The organism is Rugamonas sp. GW822-FHT03B10 (assembly GCF_058801745.1).
On the sequence record NZ_JBXANP010000033.1, the window covers coordinates 1 to 25,553 of the forward strand.

Sequence of the window (25,553 nt, forward strand, 5' to 3'; positions counted from 1 at the left end):
TCGTCAGCAGAGAGATGAGATTATGCGGTGTTTCGTGCAGCTCGTCAACCCCTCGTTTTCGCCCCGCTCAACTCGCATTTACATGCGCCGTTTTGCGGGAGGCGAACTATAGCAAATCGCCCCTCAGGCTGGCAAGGCGGTTTTTGAAATAATTCTGTGTGCTATCGTAATGCCGATCAAAACCAGCCATTGCACATTGATTATGTCCATCCCAGCTATCACCCCTACCCACAACGACGCTCTCGCCGCGCTGCTCGATAACGCCATCAATAACAAGACCAAGCCGCCGGGCAGCCTGGGCATGCTGGAGACAATGGCCAAGCAGATTGGATTGATTCAATGCACGCGCGAGATCGCGCTGGAAAAGCCTGCCATCCTCGTGTTCGCAGCCGATCACGGTGTCGTCGCCGAAGGCGTATCCGCCTATCCGCAGGACGTCACCTGGCAAATGGTGGAGAACTTCCTCGCGCGCGGCGCCGCCATCAACGTGTTCGCCCGGCAGAACGGCTGCGCATTGCACATCATTGACGCGGGCGTGAATCACGACTTCGGGCCCCGCCACGGTCTCATCGACCGCAAGCTGGTCCATGGCACCCACAACTTCGCCCACCAGCCGGCGATGAGCGCCGACACCTGCGCCGCTGCGATCGCCGCCGGCATGGCGCTGGTCGCTGAGCTGGATGGCAACGTAATCGGCTTCGGCGAAATGGGCATCGGCAACACGACCGCCGCCGCCGCGCTGATGCACAAGCTGACCGGCATCCCGGTCGCCCAGTGCGTGGGTGCCGGCACGGGCTTGTCGGCCGACGGCATCTCGCACAAGCAGCGCGTAATCGAGGCGGCCGTCGCCCTGCACGCATCGGCGACCGAACCGCTGGACGTTCTGGCTACCTTCGGCGGACTGGAAATCGCCATGATGGCCGGCGCCATGCTGAAAGCGGCCGAACGCCGCATGGTGCTGCTGATCGATGGCTTCATCGTGACCAGTGCCCTGCTGGTGGCGGCGCGCCTGCAACCCGCCATCCTCGACTACTGCGTGTTCTCCCACTGCTCCGACGAGAGCGGCCACAAGAAGATGCTGGACAACTTGGGCGCCCGCCCCCTGCTGCAACTGAACCTGCGCCTGGGCGAGGGCACCGGCTGCGCGCTGGCCTTGCCGTTGCTGCACGCGGCAGTCAACTTCCTGAACCAGATGGCGACGTTCGAGTCGGCACAGGTCAGCGAGAAGTCGGAATAGCGTCGCGGAACAGGGACCAGCCATGCACCAGATCCGCCTGTTCTTCACCGCGCTGCAGTTCTTTACCCGGCTGCCGATTCCGCGCTGGGTGGGATTCGAGGCCGCATGGCTGAACCACGCATCGCGCTACTTCCCACTGGTGGGCGTGGTGGTGGCCGCCATCGCCGCCGCCACCTACGCGCTGGCGGCGTTGCTGTTTCCGGCGCCGGTCGCCGCCGTGCTGGCGACCGCCGCCACCATCTACGCCACCGGCGCCTTCCACGAGGACGGCTTTGCGGACATGTGCGACGGCTTCGGCGGCGGCCTGACCGGCCAGCGCGTGCTGGAGATCATGAAGGATTCGCGCATCGGCGCGTATGGCGCCATCGGCATCGTCTGCATGCTCGCGCTCAAATGCGTGACCTTGTCCTTGCTGCCATCGGCCGTGGCCATCGCCGCGCTGTTCGTCGCCCATCCGCTGTCGCGTCTCACATCGACCGCGCTGATCTGGCGCCTCGACTACGCGCGCGACGAAGGCAAGGCGAAACCGCTGGCGCAAAAAATGAGCAACGCCGAATTCCTCATCGCGGCCACCTGCGCCCTGCTGCCAGCAGCCGTCTGCGGCGTGTACGGCTGGCTGTCCTGGCCGGCGCTCGCGGCCAGCGTGCTCGCCGCCTCCGCCGCCGCATACTGGCTGGCGCAGAAATGCGTGAGCCGCATCGGCGGCTACACGGGCGATTGCCTGGGCGCTGTGCAGCAGGTATCCGAAGTGGCGATCTACCTGTGCCTGCTGGCCAGCCTGGGACACGGCGCCTGGCACTGATGCGCCTCACGCTGATACGCCACCCGCAACCGCTGGTCGCCGCCGGCGTTTGCTACGGCAGCACCGACCTGCCGGTCGCGCAGGAACAGATCGACCAGGTCGTCGCCGCGCTGGCGGGCGCGCTACCGGCAGGCGCGCATCTGTACGCCAGCCCATTGCGGCGCTGCGCCGAACTGGCAAGGCAGCTCGCCACCAGTCCCCCCATTTTCGACGCCCGCCTGGCCGAAATGCACTTCGGCGCATGGGAGATGCAGCGCTGGGACGACATTCCACGCGCGGAAATCGACGCATGGGCCGCCGCCCCGGCCCAATACCACCCCGGCGGCGGCGAGAGCGTGCTGCAAATGGCCACGCGCGTGGCCGCCTTCCACGACGCTTTGCGCGCCAACGCGCCATCCAACGCCATCGTCATCTGCCACGCCGGCACCATCCGCCTGCTGATGGCCCGCCATGCCGGCCTGGCGCCCGCCGACATGGCCCTGCGCGCCGCCAGCACGCCCCACCGCATCGCCTACGGCGAGCGCATCGTCCTGTCGGACTGACAGGCGGATCGCAAGCCGCGCTTGCCGTCATGCGCGCAGGCCGTATAATGGCTGCGTTTTGGTGCCCGCATGTCTGTCCAGACGTGCAGTTAAACGGGAAACACGAAGCCGTCCAGACGGCCAACGTGTGCTGCCCCCGCAACGGTAAGCAAGTGTCGCGCAACCTGCGACGAACCGCCTCGAACAACCACTGTGCTTAGGCATGGGAAGGTGAGGCGGCGCCACTTGCCAGCCCGGATACCGGCCAAAGCAGGTGGAAGTGTGCGAACGGGGAGTTGCGCGACACGGACCATGCCTGCCACGGCGGGCTGCCATGCGCTGTTCCAGTTCACCGCTTCTGTTCAATCTGGCCTACGGGGACGTCGGCCGGTTGCTCTTTTACAGAAGATTTGCCATGACTTTTCCTGTTTCCCGCCGCGCGCTCGCGGCTGCGATCGCGCTCGCTTTCGCCACACCCGCTGTCTTCGCCGACAGCCAGAACGATCTGGCCGCCAGCGCCGTCTTCATCACCGCCGCGCGCACACCGCAACCCGCAGCCGACATCCTGAGCGACACCCTGACGATCGACTCGGCACAGATCGCGCAATCGGGCGCCGGTTCCGTGATCGAACTGCTGCAACGCCAGCGCGGCATCGAAGTGGCACGCAACGGTGGGCCGGGCACCAGCGCCAGCGTGTTTATCCGTGGGGCCAACAGCAACCAGAACATCGTGTTGGTGGACGGCGTGCGCATCGGATCGTCCACCACGGGCGCGGCCAACTGGAGCGCCATCCCACTGACGGCCATCGACCACATCGAAGTCGTGTACGGCCCGCTCAGCACCATGTATGGCGCCGACGCCATCGGCGGCGTGATCCAGATTTTCACCAAACAAGGCCAGGGCGCGCCCGCACTGACGGCCGCCGTCGGCTACGGCAGCGACAATACCCGCACGGCCGACGCCCAAGTGTCCGGCACCACTGGCGGTGCGCACAGCGTCAGCTACGCGCTCAGCGCCGGCAAGGAAAAGTCGGACGGCTTCTCGTCCACCGTCCCCGGCAACTACTCCTACAATCCGGACAAGGACGGCTACGACAAGGAAAGCGCGGCCGGCCATATCAGCCTGCGCCTGGCCCACGGCCACGAGATCGGCGCGCTGTTCATGCACAGCAAACTGGACGCCCAATACGACAGCGGCCCGTCCAGCTACGACACGCGCAGCCTGCAAAAGCTGGAGAACGCCGCCGTCTACAGCCGCAATCAACTGCTGCCGGGTTGGACCAGCCTGTTGCAGTACGCGCAAGCGCGCGACGAGTCGGGCAACTTCACCAGCGACCTGCCCAAGGACCGCGCCCAGCTCAACACCAGGCAAACCGACTTCACGTGGCAGAACGATATCCAGCTCGGCGCCGACATTCTGCAACTGCTGTACGACCATCGCGAGGAATCGGTCAGCTCGACCAGCGTGACGACACTGAACCGCGACCGCAGCACCAATGCCTACGCCGCGTCCTACAACGCGAAGCGCGGCGCGCAGCTGTTCAACGCCGGCATCCGCCGCGACAATTCCGCGTATGGCGGCAAGACCACCGGCGCCCTCGGCTACGGCTACAACTTCAGCGGCCAGCTGCGCGCCAGCGCCAGCGTGGGCACCAGCTTCCGCGCGCCGACCTACAACGAGTTGTACTACCCCGGCTACGGCCTGCTGACCAACAAGCCTGAGCTGGGCCGCAACGTTGAAGCAGGCCTGAACTACGACGATGGCGCCACCACGCTGGCCGCCCGCTACTACCATAACCGCCTGACCGACCTGATCGTCAGCGTCACACCCTGCCCCTACAACACCACGCCCAAGAGCTACAGCTGCGCGTACAACGTCAACCACGCGCTGCTGGAAGGCCTGACCGTGGAAGCGGGCCGTAAGCTGGGCGACCTCGAACTGGCCGCCACGCTCGACCTGCAGGACCCGAAGGACGAAACCACTGGAAAGCGCCTGGCGCGGCGCGCGCAGCGCCACGCCAACCTGGCGCTCGACTACACCACCGGTCCGGTCAAAGGCGGCGTGGAACTGACGCTGTCCGGCGCCCGCTACGACGACGCGGCCAACAAGAACCGGCTGGGCGGCTATGGGCTGGTGAACCTGTACGCGACGTGGCAGATCACGCACGACTGGTCGGCGCTGCTGCGCTGGAATAACGTCGCCAACAAGGAGTACGCGCTGGCGCGCTTCTACAGCACGTCCGGCTCCAACCTGTTTGCCGGGCTGCGCTACGGCTACAAATAAGGCAAAGAAATTGGTGTAACCTGCCGGGCAAAGCTCCCCGTCCGGCGACGGCACCCACTGAACAAAGGCAGTCCATGCATGCTCCCCTCCACAACCTGCGCCAGCGCACCAGCGTAATCATCGCCGCGCTGCTACTGTGCGCACTCGCCAGCCTGCTGTTCGCCAGCATGATGGGATCGGTGGCGATCCCGCTGTCGGACCTGCCGGGCGCCATCGACGCGCTGCTGCATGGCCGCGCCGACTCGCTGGCCGCCACGCTGCTGGAACTGCGGGGCGGCAGGGCCACCACGGCTTTCGTGACCGGCGCCGCGCTGTCACTGGCGGGCGTGATGATGCAAGCGCTGTTGCGCAATCCGCTGGCCGATCCCTACGTACTGGGCATTTCCGGCGGCGCCTCGGTGGGTGCGCTGGCCGCCCTGCTGTTCATGTGCGCCACGTGGGTGATCGACGCCGCCGCCTTCGGGGGCGCCGTCACCGTTTCCCTGATGTTGTACTTCCTGGCCCGGCGCGACCTGCGCGGCGGCACGGCGGCCGAAGGCGGCACCGCCCTGCTGCTGCTCACGGGCGTCATCCTGGCTTCGGTCTGCATGGCCTTCGTCACCCTCATGCTGTCGATCGCACCCGAAAGCCGCTTGCGCAGCATGGTGTTCTGGCTGATCGGCGACCTGGCCGGCGCGCCGCAACGCGCGATGCCGTGGGTGGTGCTGGCGGCGGGCCTGTGGTTCGCGCTGCGCAGCGCGCGCGCCATGAACGTGATGGCGCTGCACGCCGAAGCGGCCGCCACGCTCGGCATCCGGGTGGGCGCCCTGCGCAAGGGATTGTTCTTCTGTTCCGGCCTGCTCACAGCCAGCGCCGTGACCAGCGCCGGCAGCATCGGCTTTGTCGGCCTGATCGTGCCGCATGCCTGCCGCTTCGCTTTCGGCCCGGACCATCGCGTGCTGGTCCCCGCCGCGGCGCTGGCCGGCGGCAGCTTCCTGGTGCTGGCCGACACGCTGGCGCGCACCGTGCTGGCGCCGCAGCAGCTGCCGGTGGGCGTGGTCACGTCGCTGGTGGGCGCGCCCATCTTCCTGTATCAACTGCACCGCTTGCGCAAATAACATGATCCACACCCAACAACTCACCCTGCGCGCCGGCGCGCGCACGCTGATCGACCAGTTGACGTGGCACGTCGAGGACGGCCAGTGCTGGAGCGTGATCGGCCGCAACGGCGCCGGCAAAAGCACGCTGCTGCGCACCCTGGCCGGCTTGCTCCAGCCCGACGCGGGCACGGTCAGCATCGACCAGCGCGCCCTGCCGGACTGGCCGCTGGAAGAACTGGCGCGCACCCGCGCCTTCCTGGCCCAGGCCCGCAACGACGCCTTCGCCTACACGGCGCTCGAAACCGTGCTGGCCGCGCGCCACCCCTACCATGGCAACCGCTACTGGGAAGGCAGCGACGACCACAAGCTGGCGCTCGACGCGCTGGCGGCGATGGAGGTGTCCGAGCTGGCCGCGCGCGACGTGCGCACCTTGTCCGGCGGCGAGCGCCAGCGCGTGGCCATCGCCGCCATGCTGGCCCAGGATACGCCGCTGCTGCTGCTGGACGAACCGGCCAACGCGCTCGACCTGGCGCACCAGGTCAGCGTGATGCGGTTGCTGGCGCGCCTGTGCCGCCAGCAGAACAAGACGGTGGTGATGATAGGTCACGACCTGAACCTGGCGCACAGCGTCTCCACCCACGCGCTGCTGCTGATGGGCGACGGCCGCTGGCGCGCCGGCCCCGTCGCCGACGTGATGCAGGCGCCCATCCTGAGCGACTACCTGGGCCACCCGATCGAAACGATACAACACGGCCAGCGCAGCATTTTCATCCCCACCGAGGACCACGCATGAGCGAAGCGAACACCGACGACATCAACCAGCGCCACCGACTGCGCATGGAGCGCAAGAAGGCGATCATCGACGCCAAGATCGCCTCCGCCGACAAACAGATCGGCATCATCATCGTCAACACCGGCAACGGCAAGGGCAAGAGTTCGAGCGGCTTCGGCATGGCCATCCGCGCCATGGGCCACGGCATGAAAGTGGGCATCGTCCAGTTCATCAAGGGCGCCATGTCCACCGGCGAGGAAAAATTCCTGCGCCGTTTCCCCGACGAGGTGAGCTTCCACGCCATGGGCGAAGGCTATACGTGGGAAACCCAGGACCGCGAGCGCGACATCGTCAAGGCAAAAGCGGCATGGGAGCAGGCCAGGGCGTTCCTGTCCGATCCCGGCATCGGCCTGGTGCTGTTCGATGAACTGAACATCGCGCTCAAGTACCGCTATCTCGACGTCGACACCGTGATCGGCGACCTGCTGGAGCGCCCCACCATGCAGCACGTCGTCATCACCGGGCGCGGCGCGCCGCCGGAGCTGATCGCCATCGCCGACACGGTCACGGAGATGGGCGAGGTCAAACATGCGTTCAAGGCCGGCATCGGCGCGCAGGAAGGCACGGAGTGGTGATGGAACGCCAGATCGCAGTGCAAGCCGTGCTGGTGGCGGCCGTCGCCTCCGGGCAGGGCAAGACCAGCACCACCGCCGCGCTGGCGCGCAAGCTGGTCCGCATGGGTAAGCGCGTGCGCGTGTTCAAGTGCGGCCCCGACTTCATCGACCCCATGCTGCTGGAACGGGCCAGCGGCGCGCCGGTGCGCTCGCTGGACCTGTGGATGGTGGGCGCGGACCTGTGCCGCGCCCAGCTGGCGCAAGCGGCCGCCGAAGCGGACGTGATCCTGATCGAAGGCGTGATGGGACTGTACGACGGCACACCATCGAGCGCCGATCTGGCGCGCACATTCAAGGTGCCGGTGATGGCCGTGATCGATGCATCGGCCATGGCGCAGACAGCCGGCGCGCTGGTGCACGGCCTGCGCGACTATGGCCCGGTCGACATGGCCGGCGTGATCGCCAACCGCGTCGCCAGCCCCGGCCACGCCGCCATGATCGCCGCCTCGCTGCGCGACATTCCGCTGTTCGGCACCCTGGCGCGCCAGGAAAAATCGCTGCCGGAACGTCACCTCGGCCTGGTGCTGCCGGACGAGGTGGGCGGCGTCGACGCGCTGCTCGACCAGTTGGCCGACGGGCTCACGTTCGACGAGGCGGCGTGGGAGCGCCTGCCGCCGGTCCACATCGACATCCCGCCAGCGCCAGCTCCACAGGCGCCGCTGCTGGCCGGGAAGACCGTGGCCATCGCGCGCGACGCCGCCTTCATGTTCCTCTACCCGGCCAATCTCGACACGCTCGAAAAGCTGGGCGCCACACTGCGCTACTTCTCCCCGCTGGCCGACGAACCCGTGCCGGCCGATGCGGACGCCGTCTACCTGCCCGGCGGCTACCCGGAACTGCATGCGCAGGCGCTCTCGCAAGCGCACCGCTGGCGCGACGCGATCCGTGCCGCCCATGCGGCCGGCGTGCCCATCGTGGCCGAATGCGGCGGCATGATGGCGCTGGCCGAAACGCTGACCGCCCCGCAGGGCGACGAGTGGCCGATGGCCGGCCTGCTGCCGGGCGCCGTGCGCATGCAAACGCGGCTCGCGGGGCTGGGTTCGCAGGGCATCATCACGCCCCACGGCCTGCTGCGCGGCCACACCTTCCACTACTCGCAACTGCACACGGACCTTGCGCCCATCGCGTACACGATCAAGCATCCATCCGACGCGCAGGGCGAAGCCGTGTACCGCACTGGCTCACTGACTGCCTCCTACTTCCACGCCTATTTTGCCTCCTGCCCCGCAGCCACCGCCGCGCTGTTCCTGAAAAGGGACGCGGTATGACGCGCACCCTGGTGCTGGGCGGCGCGCGCTCCGGCAAAAGCGGCTTTGCCGAAAAACTGGCGATCGCCAGCGGCAAGGAACTGGTCTACATCGCCACGGCGCAGGCCGGCGACGGCGAAATGGCGAGCCGCATCGCCCATCACCGCAGCCAGCGCGACGCCCGCTGGACCACGGTGGAGGAACCACTGGCATTGGCCGATGCACTGTCGCGCTGGTGCGCGCCGCAGCGCGTGGTGCTGGTGGACTGCCTCACGCTGTGGCTGTCGAACCTGCTGTTCAGCGCCGGCGACGCCGCGCCCGGGCAGACAGAATTCATGCTGCCGCCTCGCTTCCACGCGGAGCGCACGGCGCTGCTGCAAACGCTGGCCGGCTGCGCGGGCGACGTGCTGCTCGTATCGAACGAGGTCGGCATGGGCATCATCCCCATGGGCGCCATCTCACGCTGCTTCATGGACGAAGCGGGCCGCCTGAATCAGGCCGTGGCAGCCGTGTGCGACCGCGCCGTGTTCGTGGCCGCCGGCCTGCCGCTGTACCTCAAGGGCGCGCCGTGCTGACGGGACTGAGCCTGCCCGCCATCGCCGTGCTGTTGGCGGCCGGCGTGCTGCTGGACCTGCTGCTGGGCGAGGCCCGGCGCTGGCATCCGCTGGTCGGCTTCGGCAATCTGGCCTACGCGCTGGAACGCAAACTCAATCACGGCCGGTTGCGGTTCTGGCGCGGCCTGCTGGCATGGTTGCTGGCCGTGGCGCCGCCCGTGCTGGCGGCCACGCTGCTGTGCATGGCCGGCGGCCCCGCCGTGGATGCGCTGCTGCTGTATTTCTGCATCGGTCTGCGCAGCCTGCGCGACCACAACCTGCCCATCGCCGGAGCGCTGCAGCGCGGCGACCTCGATACGGCGCGCCGGCTCACGGCCCACATCGTCAGCCGCGATACCGCCAGCGCCAGCGCGGCCGATCTGGCCAAGGCCAGCGCCGAATCGCTGCTGGAAAACGGCAACGACGCCGTGTTCGGCACCCTGTTCTGGTTCATCGTGGCGGGTGGTCCCGGGGCCGTCATGTTCAGGCTGGCCAACACGCTGGACGCCATGTGGGGCTACCGCACGGCGCGCCTGCTGCGCTTCGGCCGCGCCGCCGCCCGCATCGACGACGCGCTGAACTACCTGCCGGCCCGGCTCACCGCCCTGTCCTACGTGCTGCTAGCGTCCACCATGGAAGACAGGCGCCGCGCCTGGCGCTGCTGGCGCGCACAGGCCCCGGCATGGAGCAGCCCCAATGCGGGCCCGGTCATGTCCAGCGGCGCGGGCGCGTTGGGTCTGGCGCTGGGCGGCCCGGCCACCTACGACGGCGAAATCGAACAGCGGCCACCACTGGGCAGCGGCCAGCCGGCCGGCGCGCACGACATCGCGCGCGCCTGGCGGCTGGTGGCCCGCACCACTTGGCTATGGCTGGCATGCACCGCCGCCGTTGCCCTCATCGTCACCCTGAAAGGCCACTGGCATGCTTGAACACGGCGGCAACCTGCGCGACGCGGCGCAACATTTCGGCCCGCACGACTGGCTCGATCTCTCGACCGGCATCAACCCGCACCACTATCCCGCGCCCAAGGTGGCGGCCAACGCGTGGCATCGCCTGCCGGAAGCCGATCCCGCGCTGGCGGCAGCAGCCGCCGCTTACTACGGTGCGCCGCTGATGCTGCCCGTGGCCGGCACCCAAGCCGCGATCCAGGCCCTGCCCCGATTGCGTGCGCCGTCGCGGGTGGTGGTGGCTGCACCGTCCTACGCCGAGCACGCGCACCACTGGTCCGGCCACGGCCACACGCTGCGGCAAGTGGAATACGCGGAACTGGATGGCGCGGCCGATGATTGCGACGTGCTGGTGGTCTGCAACCCGAACAACCCGACCGGCGCCACGGTGGCGCCGCAACAGCTGCTGCGCTGGGCCGATGCGCTGGCCGAACGCGGCGGCTGGCTGGTGGTGGACGAGGCCTTCGGCGACACGGCCACCAGCGCCAGCATCTGCGCGCACACCGGCCGACCCGGTTTGATCGTGCTGCGCTCCGTCGGCAAATTCTTTGGCCTGGCCGGCATCCGGCTCGGCTTCGTGGCGGCCCAGCCGGCGCTGCTGGCCCAACTGGCCGACCTGCTCGGCCCGTGGACCATCAGCGGCCCTGCCCAACAAGTCGCGCTGGCCGCGTTGAACGACCAGCCGTGGCAGGACGCCATGCGCGCGCGCCTGTGCGCGGAGGGCGAACGCCTGCACCAGCTGTTAGCCACCCACGGCACCCACACCAGCGGCAGCGCCCTGTTCCAATGGTGGGCGGAACCGGACGCGGAACGCTTCTGGCAGCACATGGCCGAACGCGGCATCTGGGTGCGCCTGTTCCGCCAAGCGGCGCGCGGCATCCGCCTTGGCCTGCCACCGGACGAAGGGGGCTGGCGCCGGCTCGATCATGCGTTATTCGAATGGAAAGCCATCCAATCATGAAAATTCTTCCCACCCTGTTCGGCGTGCTGTACGCCTGCCAGGCCGGCGCCGCCATCACCGTGCGCGACGACGATGGCGCGCCGGTGACGGTGCAGCAACCGGCCCGCCGCATCATGTCGCTGGCGCCGCACGCGACCGAACTGCTGTTCGCGGCCGGCGGCGGCGACCGCATCATCGGCACCGTCAGCTACAGCGACTACCCGGCGGCGGCCAAGGCCATCCCGCGCGTGGGCGACAACCGCGAAGTGGACCTGGAGCGCATCATCGCCATGAAACCAGACCTGCTGGTGGTCTGGCTGCATGGCAGCACGCCGCGCCAGATCGACGCGCTGCGCCAGTTGGGCATCCCCATGTTCCACAGCGAGCCGCACACGCTGGACGCCATCCCCGACAGTGTGCTGCGCCTGGGTCAGTTGATGGGAACGGAAGCCGTGGCCCAGCCGGCGGCGGCCGACCTGCGCCAGCAGCTCGACGCGCTGAAGGCCAGATACGCGGGACGGCCGCCGGTACGCATGTTCTACCAGGTATGGGATAAGCCGCTGTACACGCTCAACGGCGTCCACATCGTCAGCGACAGCATGCGCCTGTGCGGCGGCGAGAACATCTTCGGCAAGCTGAAGACGACCGCGCCCACCGTCAGCGTGGAAGCGGTGCTGCAGGAGGACCCGGAAGCGATCTTCGGCACGGCCGAAAAGAATTACGGCGGCGTCAATCTGTGGCGGCCCTACACCACCATGAAAGCGGTCCGCAACGGCAACCTGTTCACGCTGAACGGCGAGCTACTCAACCGCGCCGGCCCCCGCATGATCGCCGGCACCGCCGCCTTATGCGAAAAACTCGAGCTGGCGCGCCAGCACAGGACGAAACCATGAGCCATTACCAACGCATCGCCTGCCTCTCCACCGAGTCGGTGGAAACCCTGTACGCACTGGGCGCGGAGCAGACCATCGCCGGCATCTCCGGCTTCACCGTGCGCCCGCCGCGCGCGCGCGAGGAGAAGGTCAAGATCAGCGGCTTCTCGTCGTCCAAGCTGGAACGCATCCTCGCCGTGCAACCGGATCTGGCGATCGGCTTTTCCAACCTGCAGGCCGACATCTGCCGCGACCTGGCGCAGGCCGGCGTGGAGGTCCACCTGTTCAACCAGCGCAGCGTGGCCGGCATCCTGGGCATGGTGTCCGTGCTGGCCGCGCTGGTGCAACGCGAGCAGGCAGGCCGGGAGCTGGTGGCGCAGTTGCAGGCGTGCGTGGACACGGCCCGCGCCCGCGCCGCGCAATGGACGCGCCGCCCCGTGATCTACTTCGAGGAATGGAACGATCCGCTGATGAGCGGCATCGGCTGGGCGGCGGAGCTGATCGGCATCGCCGGCGGCGAAGACGCATTCCCCGAGCTATCGGTCCACCAGAGCGCGAAGGAGCGCATCATCGCCGACCCGATGGACGTGGCGCGGCGCGCGCCGGACATCATCATCGGCTCCTGGTGCGGCAAGAAGTTCCAGCCCGAGTCGCTGCGCAGCCGCGCAGGCTGGGACACGGTTCCCGCCGTGCGCGACGGCATGGTGTTCGAGATCAAATCGCCCGACATCCTCTCGCCCGGCCCGTCGGCCATCACAGAAGGCCTGCGCCAGATCAGCGACATGGTCGCGCGCTGGCAGGAGTCGCAGGCATGAACATCCCCCGCATGCGCTTCCCCTTCCCCACCCTGATGGTGCAAGGCACCACGTCCGACGCCGGCAAAAGCACGGTGGTGGCCGCCCTGTGCCGCCTGCTCAAGCAGCGTGGCGTGCGGGTTGCCCCGTTCAAGCCGCAGAACATGGCGCTCAACAGCGCCGTCACGTCCGATGGCGGCGAAATCGGCCGCGCCCAGGCGCTGCAAGCCATCGCCGCCGGCCTCGCGCCGCACACGGACATGAACCCGGTGCTGCTCAAGCCTTCCAGCGACACGGGCGCCCAGGTCATCATCCATGGCCAGGTGCGGGCCGACATGAACGCGCGCAACTACCACCAGTACAAAACCATCGCCATGGAGGCGGTGCTGGCCTCGCACCAGCGCCTGTCCGCGCAATACGAGGCGGTGGTGGTGGAGGGCGCCGGCAGTCCGGCCGAAATCAACCTGCGCGACCGCGACATCGCCAACATGGGCTTCGCCGAAGCCGTCGACTGCCCGGTGATCCTGGTGGCCGACATCGACCGTGGCGGCGTGTTCGCGCACATCGTCGGCACGCTGTCCTGCCTGTCCGACAGCGAACGCCGGCGCATCGTCGGCTTTGTCATCAACCGCTTCCGGGGCGACATCTCGTTGCTGGAACCTGGCCTCGAATGGCTGGAACAACAGACCGGCAAGCCGGTGCTGGCTGTGCTGCCCTACCTGCACGGCCTGTTCCTGGACGCCGAGGACGCCGTGCAGCCGGTGCAAGCCTCGCGCGGCGCGTTCCGCGTGGTGGTTCCCAGCCTGCCGCGCATGAGCAACCACACCGACTTCGACGCCCTGCGCGCCCACCCCGACGTCGACCTGCGCTTCGTGCGGCAAGGCGAGGCGATCCCGCCGGCCGATCTGGTGATCCTCCCCGGCAGCAAGAACACGCGGGCCGATCTGGCGTGGCTGCACGCGCAAGGCTGGCCGGCCGCCATTGCCCGCCATTTGCGCTACGGCGGCAAGGTGATCGGCATCTGCGGCGGTTTTCAGATGCTGGGACGCAGCGTAGGCGACCCGCAAGGCATCGAAGGCACACCCGGCGCCTCGCCCGCGCTCGGCCTGCTCGACATGGAGACGGAAATGACGCCGGAGAAGCGGCTGGTGCAGGTGCTGGGCGTCTGCGCGTTCGACGACGAGGGCGGGCCCGTGGGCGGCTACGAAATCCACATGGGCGTCTCCACCGGCGCCGCGCTGGGCCGCCCCGCGTTCAGCATCAACGGCCGCCCCGAAGGCGCACGCTCGGAAGATGGCCAGGTGCTGGGCACCTACCTGCATGGCCTGTTCGACACGCCGCAGGCCTGCAGCGCGCTGCTGCGCTGGGCCGGGCTGCATTCGACCGCCACGGTGGACACGGCGCAGTTGCGCGAAGCCAGCCTTGATCGCATCGCCGAGGCCAGCCGCCCGCTGCTGGACGCGTTGCTCGCGCTGCACAAGAGCCAGGAGACCGCATGAATCCGCACGCTTTTGACGACGCCGAGATCGCCGGCGTCTACCGCGCCATCCGCGAACGGCGCGACATCCGCCACTTCAGTCCCGGCCCGCTCGAACCGGGCCAGCTGGAACGCTTCATCGCCGCCGCCCACGCCGGCCCCAGCGTGGGGCTGATGCAGCCGTGGCGCTTCATCCGCATCGCCAGCGCGGCGCTGCGCGCCCAAATCCACGGCCACGTGAACGAGGAACGCATCCTCACCGCGCAGGCGCTGGGCAAGCGCGCCGAGGAATTCATGCAGCTCAAGGTGGAAGGCATACTCACCTGCGCCGAAGTGCTGGTGGTGGGCCTGATGGACAAGCGCGACAACTTCGTGTTCGGCCGCCGCACCATGCCGGAGATGGATCTGGCGTCCGCCTCCTGCGCGCTGCAGAACTTCTGGCTGGCCGCGCGCGCGGAAGGCATCGGCGTGGGCTGGGTATCGATGTTCGATCCGCAGCGCCTGCGCGAACTGTGCGCCATGCCCGAGGGCAGCCAGCCGATCGCCGTGCTGTGCGTGGGCCAGGTGCCCGAGTTCTACCGCGCCCCCATGCTGGAACTGGAACGGTGGGACACGCGCCGGCCGCTGGCCGACGTGATGTTCGAGGATAGCTGGGGCAACAGCGCAGGCTAGCCGGCACACTCCTCCAGCCTGCGATTGCCCGGCCCCGGCAACGTGCGCAGGCTGCGCTCGGTGGCCGCCGTGTAGCGCCGGTCGAACACGGTGTCGACAAAGCGCCAGTCGCAGCGCACCTGTTCATGCGACGCCGTCACCACCATGTAACCGCGCTTGCTGGTCTGGGCGTAGTACAGGGGTGCGATCAGGTCCACCATCATGGCCGCCACGTCGTCCGGATCGCGTTCCGGATACGCGCCCTCCATGCCCGGCGACGAGACGGACGCGGTGGCGAACTCCACGCCCACCTGCCTTCCCTGCGCATCGTGCAGGTCGCTGGCCCAGGCGTTGTGCGAGTCGCCGGCCAGCACCACCATGTTCTTGCGGTGGCGCTGCATCATGGCGAACACCAGTTCGCGGTCGTTCTGGTAGCCATCCCACGAATCGAGGTAGCACGGCAGGGAAGGTGCCGCCAGCCAGCGCCGTTCCCGTTCGCCCACGCTGGCCGGATCGCAGGCGGCGCGCCGCTTGAGGGCCGCGAAGTCCGTGCAGTTGCATTCGCCCATGGCGACGACCGTTGGATATTCCATGCGCGCCATCAGCACCTGCTGCCCCAGCACCTGCCAGCGCGCCTGCGAGGCGGCCACCTGCGACTCCAGCCACGCCATCTGCCCGGCTCCCATCATCGTGCGGTGCGGAGAGCACAGGTCATGCCGGTACTTTTCAGCGTCGAAGCGGCGTTGTTCGTCGTAATAGGAGGCCAGCACCAGCTGCTGGTCGCGGCCGATCAGGCGCGTGTCGAGCATGTGCAGCGACAGCACGCTGCCGAAATCGAAGGAACGGTAGATCTTCTCCGGCGTGGCCGGATCGGGCGCCCGGATCGGCATCCATTCGTGGTAAGCGGTCATGGCGGCCGCCTTGCGCAGCGAGAACGGCCCCTGGCGCGAGCTCACGTGGTCGGCCGAACCGTCGCGCCACGTGTCGTCGGCGAATTCATGGTCGTCCCACACGGCGATGAACGGCACGCTCGCGTGCAGCGCCTGCAGGTCCGGATCGGTGCGGTATTGGGCGTAGCGGCGCCGGTAGTCGTCCAGTTGCAGCAGCAGTTCGCGCGGCTCGGACACGCGGCCCAGTTCCTCCGCGCGGTCGCAGGCATAGCCATCGCTTTCGTACTCGTAGATGTAGTCGCCGATGTGCAGCGCCGCGTCGATATCGTCGCGCCGCGCCGCGTCGGCATAGACGTTGAAGTAGCCGGCCGGGTAGTTCGCGCACGAGAACACGGCCAGCCGCACCTGGCGCACGTCCGCGCGCGGCAGCGTCCGGGTGCGGCCCACGGGCGACTTCACCGTGTCGGCCGCGAACTGGTAATAGTACGCGTGCCCCGGCAACAGACCCGCCGCATCCACCTTGACCGTGAAATCGAGGGCGGCACTGGTGATCGCCGTGCCGGCCGCCACCACGGACTGCATGGCCGGATCGGTGGCTACCCACCAGCGCACGGCGATATCGCCCGCCTGCCCATGCGGCGTCACCCGCGTCCACAAGATCACGCGGTCGGTGAGCGGATCGCCGCTGGCCACGCCATGCAAGAAGCTGGTGGCCACATGCGTGGCCGGGCCGCCGCCGGTGCTCCCGCAACTGGCCAGCGCCAGCCCGCCCGCCCCCAGCAGGGCGGTGGAACACGCCTGCCGCATGAAGTGGCGGCGTCCCGTTGCCGCCGCCGCTGGTGGAAACAATGCCTTGCCGTCCATCGCGCCCCCGTGCCCGTGTCGATGAGACGCAACTTACGCGCCATTCGTGACGGCCTTGTGACGGGCGGACGGAATAACGCATCCTGTCGCGCAACCGACACGAAACAGCCAATTGTGTGACAATCGCCCCATCGCATCATGCACCCATCGACAGGCAAAAACAGGCACCATGACCGAGACGACTAGTTCCGCTGCCAAACGCTATCTGCCCTGGGTGGTAGCCACCGCCCTGTTCATGGAGCAGCTGGATTCGACCATCGTCAACACGGCCGTGCCCAGCATGGCCGCCAGCCTGCAAGTGACGCCACTGAGCCTGAAGGCCGTCGTCACCAGCTACATCCTCAGCCTGGCCGTCTCCATCCCCGTCAGCGGCTGGATGGCCGACCGCTTCGGCACGCGGCGCGTGTTCACCACGGCCGTGGCCATCTTCACCGTCGCCTCCATCCTGTGCGGGCTGGCCGTCAATTCGCCCATGCTGGTGGCGGCGCGGCTGCTGCAGGGCTTTGGCGCGGCCATGATGATGCCGGTCGGGCGCATCACCATCATCCGCACCTTCCCCAAGTCCGAACTGCTGCGGGCGATGAACTTCGTGATCGTGCCGGCCCTGATCGGGCCTTTGCTGGGCCCCACCGTGGGCGGTTTGATCGTGCACTGGCTGTCGTGGCGCGAGATCTTCTTCGTCAACGTGCCGGTGGGGGTGGCGGCCATCGCGCTGGCCCTGCGCTACATGCCGGACTACCACGGCGAACAGGAACGGCCGCTCGATCTGATCGGGCTGGTACTGTTCGGCACCGGCATCGCGCTGCTTTCGTGGCTGCTGGAGATCTTCGGCGAACACCGGATAGACGCGACGTCGACCGGCGTCCTGTTCCTGCTGGCGGCCAGCCTGCTGGGCGCCTACGTGTGGCATGCGAAGGATGCGCCGCACCCGCTGCTGCGGCTGAAGTTACTGCGCATACGCACGTTCCGGGTGTCGGTGGCCGGTGGTTTCATCACGCGGCTGGGCATGGGCGGCATGCCATTCCTGCTACCGCTGTTGTACCAGCTGGGCCTGGGCCTGCCGGCCTGGCAATCTGGCTTGCTGATGATGCCGGCCGCCGCCGCGGCCATGGGCATGAAATTCATCTCGGTGCGGCTGCTGTCGACCTTCGGCTACCGCCAAGTGTTGGTGGTCAACACGGTGCTGATTGGGCTCACCATCAGCCTGTACTCGCTGGTGAGGGCCGGCACGCCGATGTACGCCATCGTGGCCATCGGCCTGTGCCTGGGCTTCTTCAACTCGCTGCAGTTCTCCAGCATGAACAGCATCGCCTACGCCGACGTGGAAGGGCGCGACACCAGCATGGCCAGCACCATCGCCAGCTCCTTGCAGCAGCTGTCGATGAGCTTCGGCCTGGCCTGCGGCTCGCTGGTGACGGGCTGGTACCTGGGCGGCCTGCCGCAGACCAACCGGGCGGCGCTCACGTCCGCCCTGCACCACGCCTTCCTCACGCTGGCCGTGCTGACCGTCCTGTCGTCGCTCACCTTCTGGACCCTGCGCAAGGGCGACGGCGACAGCATGAGCAAGGGCGCCGCCTAGCGCCTTATTTCATGGGCTTGTAGATGCCGCAGCCGACCAGCGTATCGTTCAGACGTTCGACATAGCTGGATTTCTGCTCGACGGCCTTGCTGACCGGGTTGGGCCATTTGTAATCGAACCAGCCCTGGCCCTTGGTCTTGGCCACGTTGACCAGCCCCTTGATCAGGTAATTGCCCTCCGCGTCGCGCATGTCCATCAGGTTCTTGCCCACCATGCGCGCCGCGTTGCCATTGCCGATGGCCAGGCTGACGCCGTTGAGGTCGTACACGAAGATGTACAGGTCGCCCTCGACGAACTGGCCTTTGGGGTTGCTGAATTCCGCATAGGCTTTTTCCGTGCCGTTGGCCTTGATGTAGGCGACGGCGCGCTTGACCAGCGCCACCGCCTCGTCGGCGCCGTTGCCGGTGTTGGCGGCCAGCGCGCCGGCCTGCATCAGCAGCGCCGCGGCCAGCACCGCCAGGATTCTCAACAGGGTTTTCATACTCGTCTCCTTGTGATGGTTTTATCTATGTTGCCTGCGCCAGCAACTGGTCGACCAGTTCGATCCAGTGCCCGACCGGCAGCGCGGTCCCGGACTGGATGTGGGTCTGGCAACCAATATTAGCCGATACGATGCGCGCCGCGCCGGTCGCTTCCAGATTGGCCACCTTCCTGTCGCGCAGTTGGTACGACAGCTCCGGCTGCAGCACGGAATAGGTGCCGGCCGAGCCGCAGCACAGGTGGCTGTCGGCGCACAGCCGCACGTCCACGCCGATCGCCCGCAGCAGGCCTTCCACCTTGCCCCGGATCTTCTGCGCGTGCTGCAGCGTGCAGGGTGGATGGTAGGCGACGGGCTGCGCCAGCTTGCCACGGATGCGCGATGCCAGCGCCTCCTCGAACTCGCACACCACTTCGCTCACATCCTTGGCCAGCGCCGACACGCGCTCGGCCTTCGCGGCATAGGCCGGGTCGTTGCGCAGCAGGTGGCCGTATTCCTTGACCGTCGCGCCGCAGCCCGATGCCGTCATGAGGATGGCTTCCACGCCCGCCTCCACCTCCGGCCACCACGCGTCGATATTGCGGCGCATGTCATCGAGGCCGCCGTCCTGGTCGTCCAGGTGGTAGCGGATCGCGCCGCAGCAGCCGGCGCGCGGCGCCACCACCAGCGCCACGCCCACGGCGGCCAGCACGCGCGCGGTGGCGCTGTTGATGTTGGGGGCCATGGCCGGCTGCACGCAGCCATCGAGCAGCAGCATGCGCCGCGCCTGCGGCGCGCTGGGCCAGGCACCGGCCGGGTGCGCATGGGGCACCTTGTCGCGCAACGCTTGCGGCAGCAAGGGGCGCAGCAGCTGGCCGGTCTTCATGGCGGGCTTGAATAACCATTGACGCGGCAGGGTTTCCTTGAGCAGCGTGCGGGCGAAGCGCTGGCCCGCCGGCCGCGCCACCTGCTGATCCACCACCTTGCGGCCGATGTCGAGCAGGCGGCTGTAATGCACGCCGGACGGGCAGGTGGTTTCGCAATTGCGGCAAGTGAGGCAGCGGTCCAGGTGCGACTGGGTCTTGACCGTGGCCGGGGCGCCTTCCAGCACCTGCTTGATCAGGTAGATGCGGCCGCGCGGTCCGTCCAGCTCATCGCCCAGCAGTTGATAGGTGGGACAAGTGGCCGTGCAAAAGCCGCAGTGCACGCACTGGCGCAGGATCGCTTCGGCTTCGTCGCCGTCCGGCGTGTTGAGAAATTGGGCTGCGAGATTGGTTTGCATGGCTACAGATCCTGGTACATGCGGCCGGGGTTGAAAATACCCGCCGGGTCGAAGGTGTGCTTGAGATTGCGGTGGATGGCATGGACGGCCGGCGCCAGCGGATGGAACACGCCGCCGTCGCGCGCACCGCCGCGGTACAGCGTGGCGTGGCCGCCCAGTTCCTGCGCCAGCGCGCGCACGCTGGCCGCATCGGCATTCGAACGCAGCCAGCGCTGGGCGCCGCCCCATTCGATCAGCTGGGCGCCGGCGTGCGGGCAGGCCGGCGCGACGGACGGCACGGACAAACGCCACAACGGCGTCGCCTGCTCCCCGGTGAAAAAGGCGCCGGTCTGTTCGCGCAGACCCTGCCAATAGGCGTCCGCCTCGGCCGCGTCCATCACCACGCCGCCGATCTGGCGCAATGCGGCCGTCACGGCCGCCTGCGCGCCCGACAGGCGCACGGCGAGGACGTCGTCATGCCATGCGCTGGCCGACAGTGGCAAAGGCTTGCCGCCCCAGCGGTTCAAATTGTCCAGCGCCTGCTGCTGCGTCATTGGCAGCCGCACCGTCGTTTCCGCCACGGGGCGCGGCAGGACCTTGAGCGACACGTCCAGGATCAGGCCCAGCGTGCCGAGCGAGCCGGCCAGCAGGCGCGAGACGTCGTAGCCGGCCACGTTCTTCATCACCTGGCCGCCGAAGCGCAGCGCCTCGCCGTGGCCATCCATCAGCACCACGCCCAGCACGAAGTCGCGCAACGCGCCCACGGTCGCGCGGCGCGGCCCGGACAGGCCGCTGGCGACCATGCCGCCGACGGTGGCGCCGGGGCCGAAGTGCGGCGGCTCGAACGCCAGCATCTGGTTCTGATGGGCCAGCGCCGCCTCGATCTCGCGCAGCGGCGTGCCGCAGCGGGCCGTGATCACCAGCTCGGTCGGTTCATAGGCGACGATGCCGGTGTAGGGGCTGGTGTCGAGCAGCTCGCCGCGCGGGCTCTCGCCATACCAGTCCTTGCTGCCGCCGCCGCGCAGGCGCAGCGGCGTACGCGTGGCGGTGGCGGCGGCGATGCGCTCGCGGAATTGGGTCAGTTGCGATTGCATGCCGGTCATCCTTTGACGAACTTGAACAGGCCGCCCCGGGTCTGGCGCTTGCCGTAGGCGGCGCAGCGGTCCAACGTGGGGATGGCTTTGTTGGGATTGAGCAGGAAGGCCGTGTCGAACGCGCGCTTGACGCCGATGAAGGCCGCCACTTCCTGCACGGAGAATTGGGCGCACATGGAGTCGATCTTTTCGATGCCCACGCCATGCTCGCCCGTGATGGTGCCGCCCACTTCCACGCACAACGCGAGGATCTCCTCGCCGAACTGCTCGGCGCGGTGGAACTGGCCGGGCAGGTTCGCATCGAACAGGATCAGCGGGTGCAGGTTGCCGTCGCCGGCATGGAACACGTTGGAACAACGCAGGTCGTATTTGCTTTCCATGGCCGCGATCCCGAGCAGCACTTCGGCCAGCCGCTTGCGCGGAATGGTGCCGTCCATGCAGTAGTAGTCGGGCGAGATGCGGCCCGCCGCCGGGAACGCGTTCTTGCGGCCGGACCAGAAGCGCACGCGTTCGGCCTCGTTCTGCGACACGGCGATGGCGGTGGCGCCGGACTGCTTGAGCACCGCGCTCATGCGGCCGATTTCCTCCTCCACCTCCTCGGCCAGGCCGTCCGATTCGCACAGCAGGATGGCTGCGGCGTCCGTGTCGTAGCCGGCCTTGCAGAACGGCTCCACCATGCGCGCGCTGGTGCGGTCCATCATCTCCAGCCCGGCCGGGATGATGCCGGCCGCGATCACGCTGGCCACCGCGTCCGCGCCACGCACCACGTCATCGAACGACGCCATGATCACGCGCGCCACGGGCGGCTTGGGGATCAGCTTGACCGTCACTTCCGTCACCACGCCCAGCATGCCTTCCGAGCCGATGAACACGGCCAGCAGGTCCAGGCCGGGCGCGTCCAGCGCGCCGCCGCCCAGTTCGACGATCTCGCCGTCGATGCCGACCATGCGCACGCGCATCACGTTGTGCACCGTCAGGCCGTATTTCAGGCAGTGCACGCCGCCGGAATTCTCGGCCACGTTGCCGGCGATGGTGCAGGCGATCTGCGACGACGGATCGGGCGCGTAGTACAGGCCGTGCTGCGCGGCGGCGTCCGAGATGGCCAGGTTGCGCACGCCGGGCTGCACCACGGCCGTGCGGGCGTTGGCGTCGACGGCGACGATGCGGTTCATCTTGGCCGTCGACAGCACGATGCCATCGGCGATCGGCATGGCGCCGCCGGACAGGCCGGTGCCCGCGCCGCGCGGCACGATCGGCACCTGCAGGTCGCGGCAGGCCCGCAACACGGCGACCACCTGCGCCTCCGTCTCGGGCAGCGCCACCACCATGGGCAGCTGGCGATAGGCCGTCAGGCCGTCGCACTCGTAGGGTCGGGTATCTTCTTCGTTGTACAGCACGCAGTGCGCGGGAAGCGCGGCGCGCAACGCGGCCACGACGGCGCGCTGGCGTTCAGCGGTGAATGGAATGTCGGGGGACGGCGCGTTCATGGATGGCCTCACGATGTGAATGCCGTCCAGTGTAGCGATAGCAGCGGGGGCACTGCGGTGAAAAGAATTAACCGCAGAGCTTAACTATTTTCATGTGCCGGCGTAGGTCGCCATCAACCAGTCGATGAACAGCGTCACTTCCGGCCGCAGGCGCGGACTCTGCTCGTACACGATGTAGTAGGCGTGCGGCGGCGACGCCAGGCGGATGTCGAACAGCTCCACCACTTCGCCGCTGGCGATCATCTGGTGCGCGAAATGCTGTCGCGTGAGACCCACACCGTGGCCGTGGCGCACCGCCTCCAGCAGCAGGCCCAGGTCGTCCACGCGCAACGCGGTGGTCGGCTCCGGCCAGTCCAGGCCCGCCTCCTTGAACCACGGTTGCCACATTTCCAGCGCCGAGCGCAGCAGCGTGGCCTTGGCCAGGTCGGCCGGGGTGGCGATGCCGCCGATACGCTCCAGATAGGCGGGAGTGGCCACGGGGAAGGCGGGTTCCTCGAACAGCTTGGTGGTGACCATGTCCGGGTATTTGCCCGCGCCGAAGCGCACCTCCAGATCCGACTCGTTCAGGCACAGGTCGTACAGCGGCACGGACAGGAACACCTCGACCACGATGTCGGGATGGGCCTGCGTGAAACTGGCCAGCTTGGGCATCAGCAGGTAGCGCGCGAAGGTGGGCGGCACCGTGATCTTCACGCGCTGCTGGGCGGGCAAGGTCTTGTGCGGCAGCGGGAAGTCGGTCAGCGTGCGCAAGGCCTGGCACACCACGTCCAGATAGCTGCGGCCGAAGGGGCTCAGCGTGGCGGCCCGGCCATCGCGGATGAACAGCCGTTCGCCGACGAAATCCTCGAGCAGCCGGATGCGGTGCGACAGCGCGGATGGCGTGATGCAAAGCGTGTTGGCCGCTTCCGCGAAGGAGCCGGCGCGGGCCGCCGCTTCAAACGCGGACAGGGCATGGACAGGAGGGAAACGACGGGGCATGGTGATCTCACCGCTGGTACATTAAACGCGACAACGCCCGTCCTGCGAAGGACGGGCGTTGCGAGGGCCACGGGGAGACTTAGTGCGGAATCATCCCTGTGAACACATAAGCCTGCAACACAGTCATGATACCAACGATGGCCGCAAATAGCAGGCTGTGTTTGAGCGTGAAGCGGAATAACTCGGACTCACGCCCCACCAGCCCGGTGGCGGCACAGGCGACGGCGATCGACTGCGGCGAAATCATCTTGCCAGTCACACCGCCGGTCGTGTTGGCCGCCACCAGCAGCGTGTCGGACACATTGATCTGGTGGGCGGTTGTATTCTGCAAGGAGCAGAACAGCGCGTTGGACGAGGTATCGGAGCCTGTCAGGAACACGCCCAGCCAGCCGAGGAACGGCGAGAAGAACGGGAAGGCGCCGCCGGTGCCGGCCAACACCAGCGCCAGGGTGGACGACATGCCCGAGTAGTTGGCGACGAACGCGAACGCCAGCACCAGGCCGATCGACAGGATGGGGCGGCGCAGCTCGACCACGGTGGCGCGGAAGGCGCGGGCGCCGTCGCTGGGCTTCATGCGCAGCAGCAGCATCGAGATGAACGCCGTCAGCAGGATGGCGGTGCCGACCGCCGACAGCAGGTCCAGTTTGTACAAGGCCTCATAAGCCTTGGGCGTTGCGACGATCGGCGCGGTCTTCATCACCATCTGGTCCAGGAACGGCACGTGGAACTTCAGCACGGAGCCGGCCAGCGCGCCCTTGGGACCGAACAGGGCCTTGAACTGGGGCAGGCTCCACACCGTCACGATGGCGGTCAGGATGCCGAACGGCGCCCAGGCGCGGATCGTCTGCGCCGTCGTGTAGGGCGACTTGGTGCGGCCGCCGACCGGCGCCGTGCCTGCGGCAGGGAAACCGCCAAAGGTGGCCATGGCCGCCGTGCCGCCGCCCATCGAGATCGTGCTGCGCGCGCCGGCCTTGGCGCCGGCTGGCTGCCATACCTTGAGCAGTGCGGTCAGCGACACCAGGCTGACCAGGGCCGAGGTGATGTCCGGCAGTTCAGGTCCGATGTAGTTCGACGTCACGTACTGGGTCACGGCGAAGCTGCCGCCGGCCACCAACGCTGCGGGCCATACTTCCTTGATGCCGCGCTTACCGTCCATCATGAACACCAGCCAGAATGGCACGGCCAGCGACAGTAGCGGCAGCTGGCGGCCCGCCATCGCGCCGATATGCATGGCTTCGATGCCCGTCACCTGGCCGGCCACGATGATGGGGATGCCCATTGCGCCGAACGCCACCGGCGCCGTGTTGGCGATCAGGCACAGGCCCGCCGCATACAGGGGATTGAAACCCAGGCCGACCAGCAGCGCCGAGGTGATCGCCACAGGCGCGCCAAAGCCGGCCGCCCCTTCCAGGAAGGCGCCGAAGGCGAAACCGATCAGCAGCATCTGCAGGCGCTGGTCATCGGTGATCGACAGGATGGAGGCGCGGATGATGTCGAGCTGGCCCGTCTGGTCCACCACCTTGTAGAGGAACACGGCGGTGACGATGATCCAGGCGATCGGCCACAGACCGTAGGCGAAACCGAAACCGGCGGCGGCCAGCGCCTGCGGCACCGGCATGCCATAAGCGAAGATGGCGACGGCCAGCGACAGCGCGAGCGTGATGGTCGCCGCTACGTGGCCTTTGATGCGCCAGACTGCCAGCGCAAGGAAAAAGAAAATGATGGGAATCGCGGCGGCCAGGGCGGATAGCCCCAGGCTGCCCAACGGCGTGTAAATCTGGTTCCAAGCTTGCATGTCATCTCCTCCGGTTTGGATTTTTTTAAACTGGAGGAAGTGTAAGTCGCGGGCGGCCGCTTGCACCGTCGTAGGAAGTTGAAATGAATTGACCGCTGAAGTGAAAAGTTTTCACCGGGCCCAGCAACAGCGAAGGAGGAGGAGGACAGGGACGAAAAAAAACCCCGCCAACGTTAAGTCAGCGGGGTTTTCTCATATAACTAGCTTGACGATAACCTACTTTCACACTGGTTGCAGCACTATCATCGGCGCAGAGTT

Annotated in this window: 23 protein-coding genes and 1 riboswitch; of the genes, 16 read left to right on the forward strand and 7 right to left on the reverse strand. The window is 67.7% G+C overall.

Annotation, left to right across the window (positions count from 1 at the left end):
• Nucleotides 1-202: 202 nt before the first annotated feature.
• The 15 genes from cobT (at nt 203) to bluB (ending at nt 14,911) form a co-directional block, all read left to right on the forward strand.
• Entirely contained in the window at nt 203-1,237 is a 1,035-nt protein-coding gene (gene cobT, locus AC1RQG_RS26865; protein ID WP_493136301.1) for a nicotinate-nucleotide--dimethylbenzimidazole phosphoribosyltransferase, read from the forward strand.
• A 22-nt stretch (nt 1,238-1,259) separates the two neighbouring features.
• Entirely contained in the window at nt 1,260-2,039 is a 780-nt protein-coding gene (locus AC1RQG_RS26870; protein WP_493136303.1) for an adenosylcobinamide-GDP ribazoletransferase, read from the forward strand.
• Nucleotides 2,039-2,581: a histidine phosphatase family protein gene (locus tag AC1RQG_RS26875; RefSeq protein ID WP_493136305.1), complete on the forward strand. Its 543-nt coding sequence runs from the start codon at nt 2,039-2,041 to the stop codon at nt 2,579-2,581. The genes AC1RQG_RS26870 and AC1RQG_RS26875 overlap by 1 nt, the downstream gene beginning before the upstream one ends.
• A gap of 42 nt (nt 2,582-2,623) precedes the next feature.
• Nucleotides 2,624-2,844, forward strand: a riboswitch (cobalamin riboswitch).
• 131 nt (nt 2,845-2,975) lie between these two features.
• A complete protein-coding gene (locus AC1RQG_RS26880; protein WP_493136307.1) occupies nt 2,976-4,844 on the forward strand; it encodes a TonB-dependent receptor plug domain-containing protein in 1,869 nt (622 codons plus the stop codon).
• Nucleotides 4,845-4,918: 74 nt separating this feature from the next.
• Nucleotides 4,919-5,941 (forward strand): FecCD family ABC transporter permease, encoded by a 1,023-nt coding sequence (locus AC1RQG_RS26885; protein ID WP_493136309.1) that lies wholly within the window; start codon nt 4,919-4,921, stop codon nt 5,939-5,941.
• Between the two features lies 1 nt (nt 5,942).
• A complete protein-coding gene (locus AC1RQG_RS26890; RefSeq protein ID WP_493136311.1) occupies nt 5,943-6,716 on the forward strand; it encodes an ABC transporter ATP-binding protein in 774 nt (257 codons plus the stop codon).
• A complete protein-coding gene (gene cobO / locus AC1RQG_RS26895; RefSeq protein ID WP_493136313.1) occupies nt 6,713-7,330 on the forward strand; it encodes a cob(I)yrinic acid a,c-diamide adenosyltransferase in 618 nt (205 codons plus the stop codon). The genes AC1RQG_RS26890 and cobO overlap by 4 nt, the downstream gene beginning before the upstream one ends.
• The gene (locus AC1RQG_RS26900) at nt 7,330-8,637 is read left to right on the forward strand and encodes a cobyrinic acid a,c-diamide synthase CobB (protein ID WP_493136315.1); all 1,308 of its coding nucleotides are present in this window, start codon (nt 7,330-7,332) and stop codon (nt 8,635-8,637) included. The genes cobO and AC1RQG_RS26900 overlap by 1 nt, the downstream gene beginning before the upstream one ends.
• On the forward strand, nt 8,634-9,191 hold the full coding sequence (gene cobU, locus AC1RQG_RS26905) for a bifunctional adenosylcobinamide kinase/adenosylcobinamide-phosphate guanylyltransferase (RefSeq protein WP_493136317.1): 558 nt from the start codon (nt 8,634-8,636) through the stop codon (nt 9,189-9,191). The genes AC1RQG_RS26900 and cobU overlap by 4 nt, the downstream gene beginning before the upstream one ends.
• Nucleotides 9,185-10,138 (forward strand): adenosylcobinamide-phosphate synthase CbiB, encoded by a 954-nt coding sequence (gene cbiB / locus AC1RQG_RS26910; protein ID WP_493136319.1) that lies wholly within the window; start codon nt 9,185-9,187, stop codon nt 10,136-10,138. Before cobU ends, cbiB begins: the two co-directional genes overlap by 7 nt.
• Nucleotides 10,131-11,117 carry a threonine-phosphate decarboxylase CobD gene (gene cobD, locus AC1RQG_RS26915; protein ID WP_493136321.1) on the forward strand — a complete coding sequence of 329 codons (987 nt, stop codon included), beginning with the start codon at nt 10,131-10,133 and terminating at the stop codon, nt 11,115-11,117. The genes cbiB and cobD overlap by 8 nt, the downstream gene beginning before the upstream one ends.
• Nucleotides 11,114-11,989, forward strand: a complete 876-nt coding sequence (locus tag AC1RQG_RS26920) for a cobalamin-binding protein (protein WP_493136323.1) — start codon at nt 11,114-11,116, stop codon at nt 11,987-11,989. Before cobD ends, AC1RQG_RS26920 begins: the two co-directional genes overlap by 4 nt.
• Nucleotides 11,986-12,783: an ABC transporter substrate-binding protein gene (locus AC1RQG_RS26925; protein WP_493136324.1), complete on the forward strand. Its 798-nt coding sequence runs from the start codon at nt 11,986-11,988 to the stop codon at nt 12,781-12,783. The genes AC1RQG_RS26920 and AC1RQG_RS26925 overlap by 4 nt, the downstream gene beginning before the upstream one ends.
• Before the next feature lie 11 nt (nt 12,784-12,794).
• Nucleotides 12,795-14,261 carry a cobyric acid synthase gene (locus tag AC1RQG_RS26930; RefSeq protein WP_493136343.1) on the forward strand — a complete coding sequence of 489 codons (1,467 nt, stop codon included), beginning with the start codon at nt 12,795-12,797 and terminating at the stop codon, nt 14,259-14,261.
• Entirely contained in the window at nt 14,258-14,911 is a 654-nt protein-coding gene (gene bluB, locus AC1RQG_RS26935) for a 5,6-dimethylbenzimidazole synthase (protein ID WP_493136326.1), read from the forward strand. The genes AC1RQG_RS26930 and bluB overlap by 4 nt, the downstream gene beginning before the upstream one ends.
• Here bluB and AC1RQG_RS26940 read toward each other — a convergent pair.
• Complete coding sequence (locus AC1RQG_RS26940) at nt 14,908-16,644, reverse strand: alkaline phosphatase D family protein (protein WP_493136328.1); 1,737 nt, start codon at nt 16,642-16,644, stop codon at nt 14,908-14,910. The two genes, bluB and AC1RQG_RS26940, sit on opposite strands and share 4 nt — an antisense overlap.
• 169 nt (nt 16,645-16,813) lie before the next feature.
• Between AC1RQG_RS26940 and AC1RQG_RS26945 the strand changes: the two genes are divergently transcribed.
• Nucleotides 16,814-18,223, forward strand: coding sequence for a DHA2 family efflux MFS transporter permease subunit (locus AC1RQG_RS26945; RefSeq protein ID WP_493136330.1), 1,410 nt, complete (start codon nt 16,814-16,816; stop codon nt 18,221-18,223).
• A gap of 4 nt (nt 18,224-18,227) precedes the next feature.
• Here the strand turns inward: AC1RQG_RS26945 and AC1RQG_RS26950 are convergent, their stop codons facing one another.
• From AC1RQG_RS26950 to AC1RQG_RS26975, 6 genes are all read right to left on the reverse strand, one after another.
• Nucleotides 18,228-18,704, reverse strand: coding sequence for a cache domain-containing protein (locus AC1RQG_RS26950; protein WP_493136332.1), 477 nt, complete (start codon nt 18,702-18,704; stop codon nt 18,228-18,230).
• A 25-nt stretch (nt 18,705-18,729) separates the two neighbouring features.
• Nucleotides 18,730-19,962 (reverse strand): glycolate oxidase subunit GlcF, encoded by a 1,233-nt coding sequence (glcF, locus tag AC1RQG_RS26955; RefSeq protein ID WP_493136334.1) that lies wholly within the window; start codon nt 19,960-19,962, stop codon nt 18,730-18,732.
• Nucleotides 19,963-19,964: 2 nt separating this feature from the next.
• Nucleotides 19,965-21,035: a glycolate oxidase subunit GlcE gene (gene glcE, locus AC1RQG_RS26960; protein WP_493136336.1), complete on the reverse strand. Its 1,071-nt coding sequence runs from the start codon at nt 21,033-21,035 to the stop codon at nt 19,965-19,967.
• A 5-nt stretch (nt 21,036-21,040) separates the two neighbouring features.
• Entirely contained in the window at nt 21,041-22,522 is a 1,482-nt protein-coding gene (locus AC1RQG_RS26965) for an FAD-linked oxidase C-terminal domain-containing protein (protein ID WP_493136338.1), read from the reverse strand.
• A 90-nt stretch (nt 22,523-22,612) separates the two neighbouring features.
• The gene (locus AC1RQG_RS26970) at nt 22,613-23,500 is read right to left on the reverse strand and encodes a LysR substrate-binding domain-containing protein (protein ID WP_493136340.1); all 888 of its coding nucleotides are present in this window, start codon (nt 23,498-23,500) and stop codon (nt 22,613-22,615) included.
• A 79-nt stretch (nt 23,501-23,579) separates the two neighbouring features.
• Nucleotides 23,580-25,295: a lactate permease LctP family transporter gene (locus tag AC1RQG_RS26975; RefSeq protein ID WP_493136342.1), complete on the reverse strand. Its 1,716-nt coding sequence runs from the start codon at nt 25,293-25,295 to the stop codon at nt 23,580-23,582.
• Between the last annotated feature and the right edge of the window lie 258 nt (nt 25,296-25,553).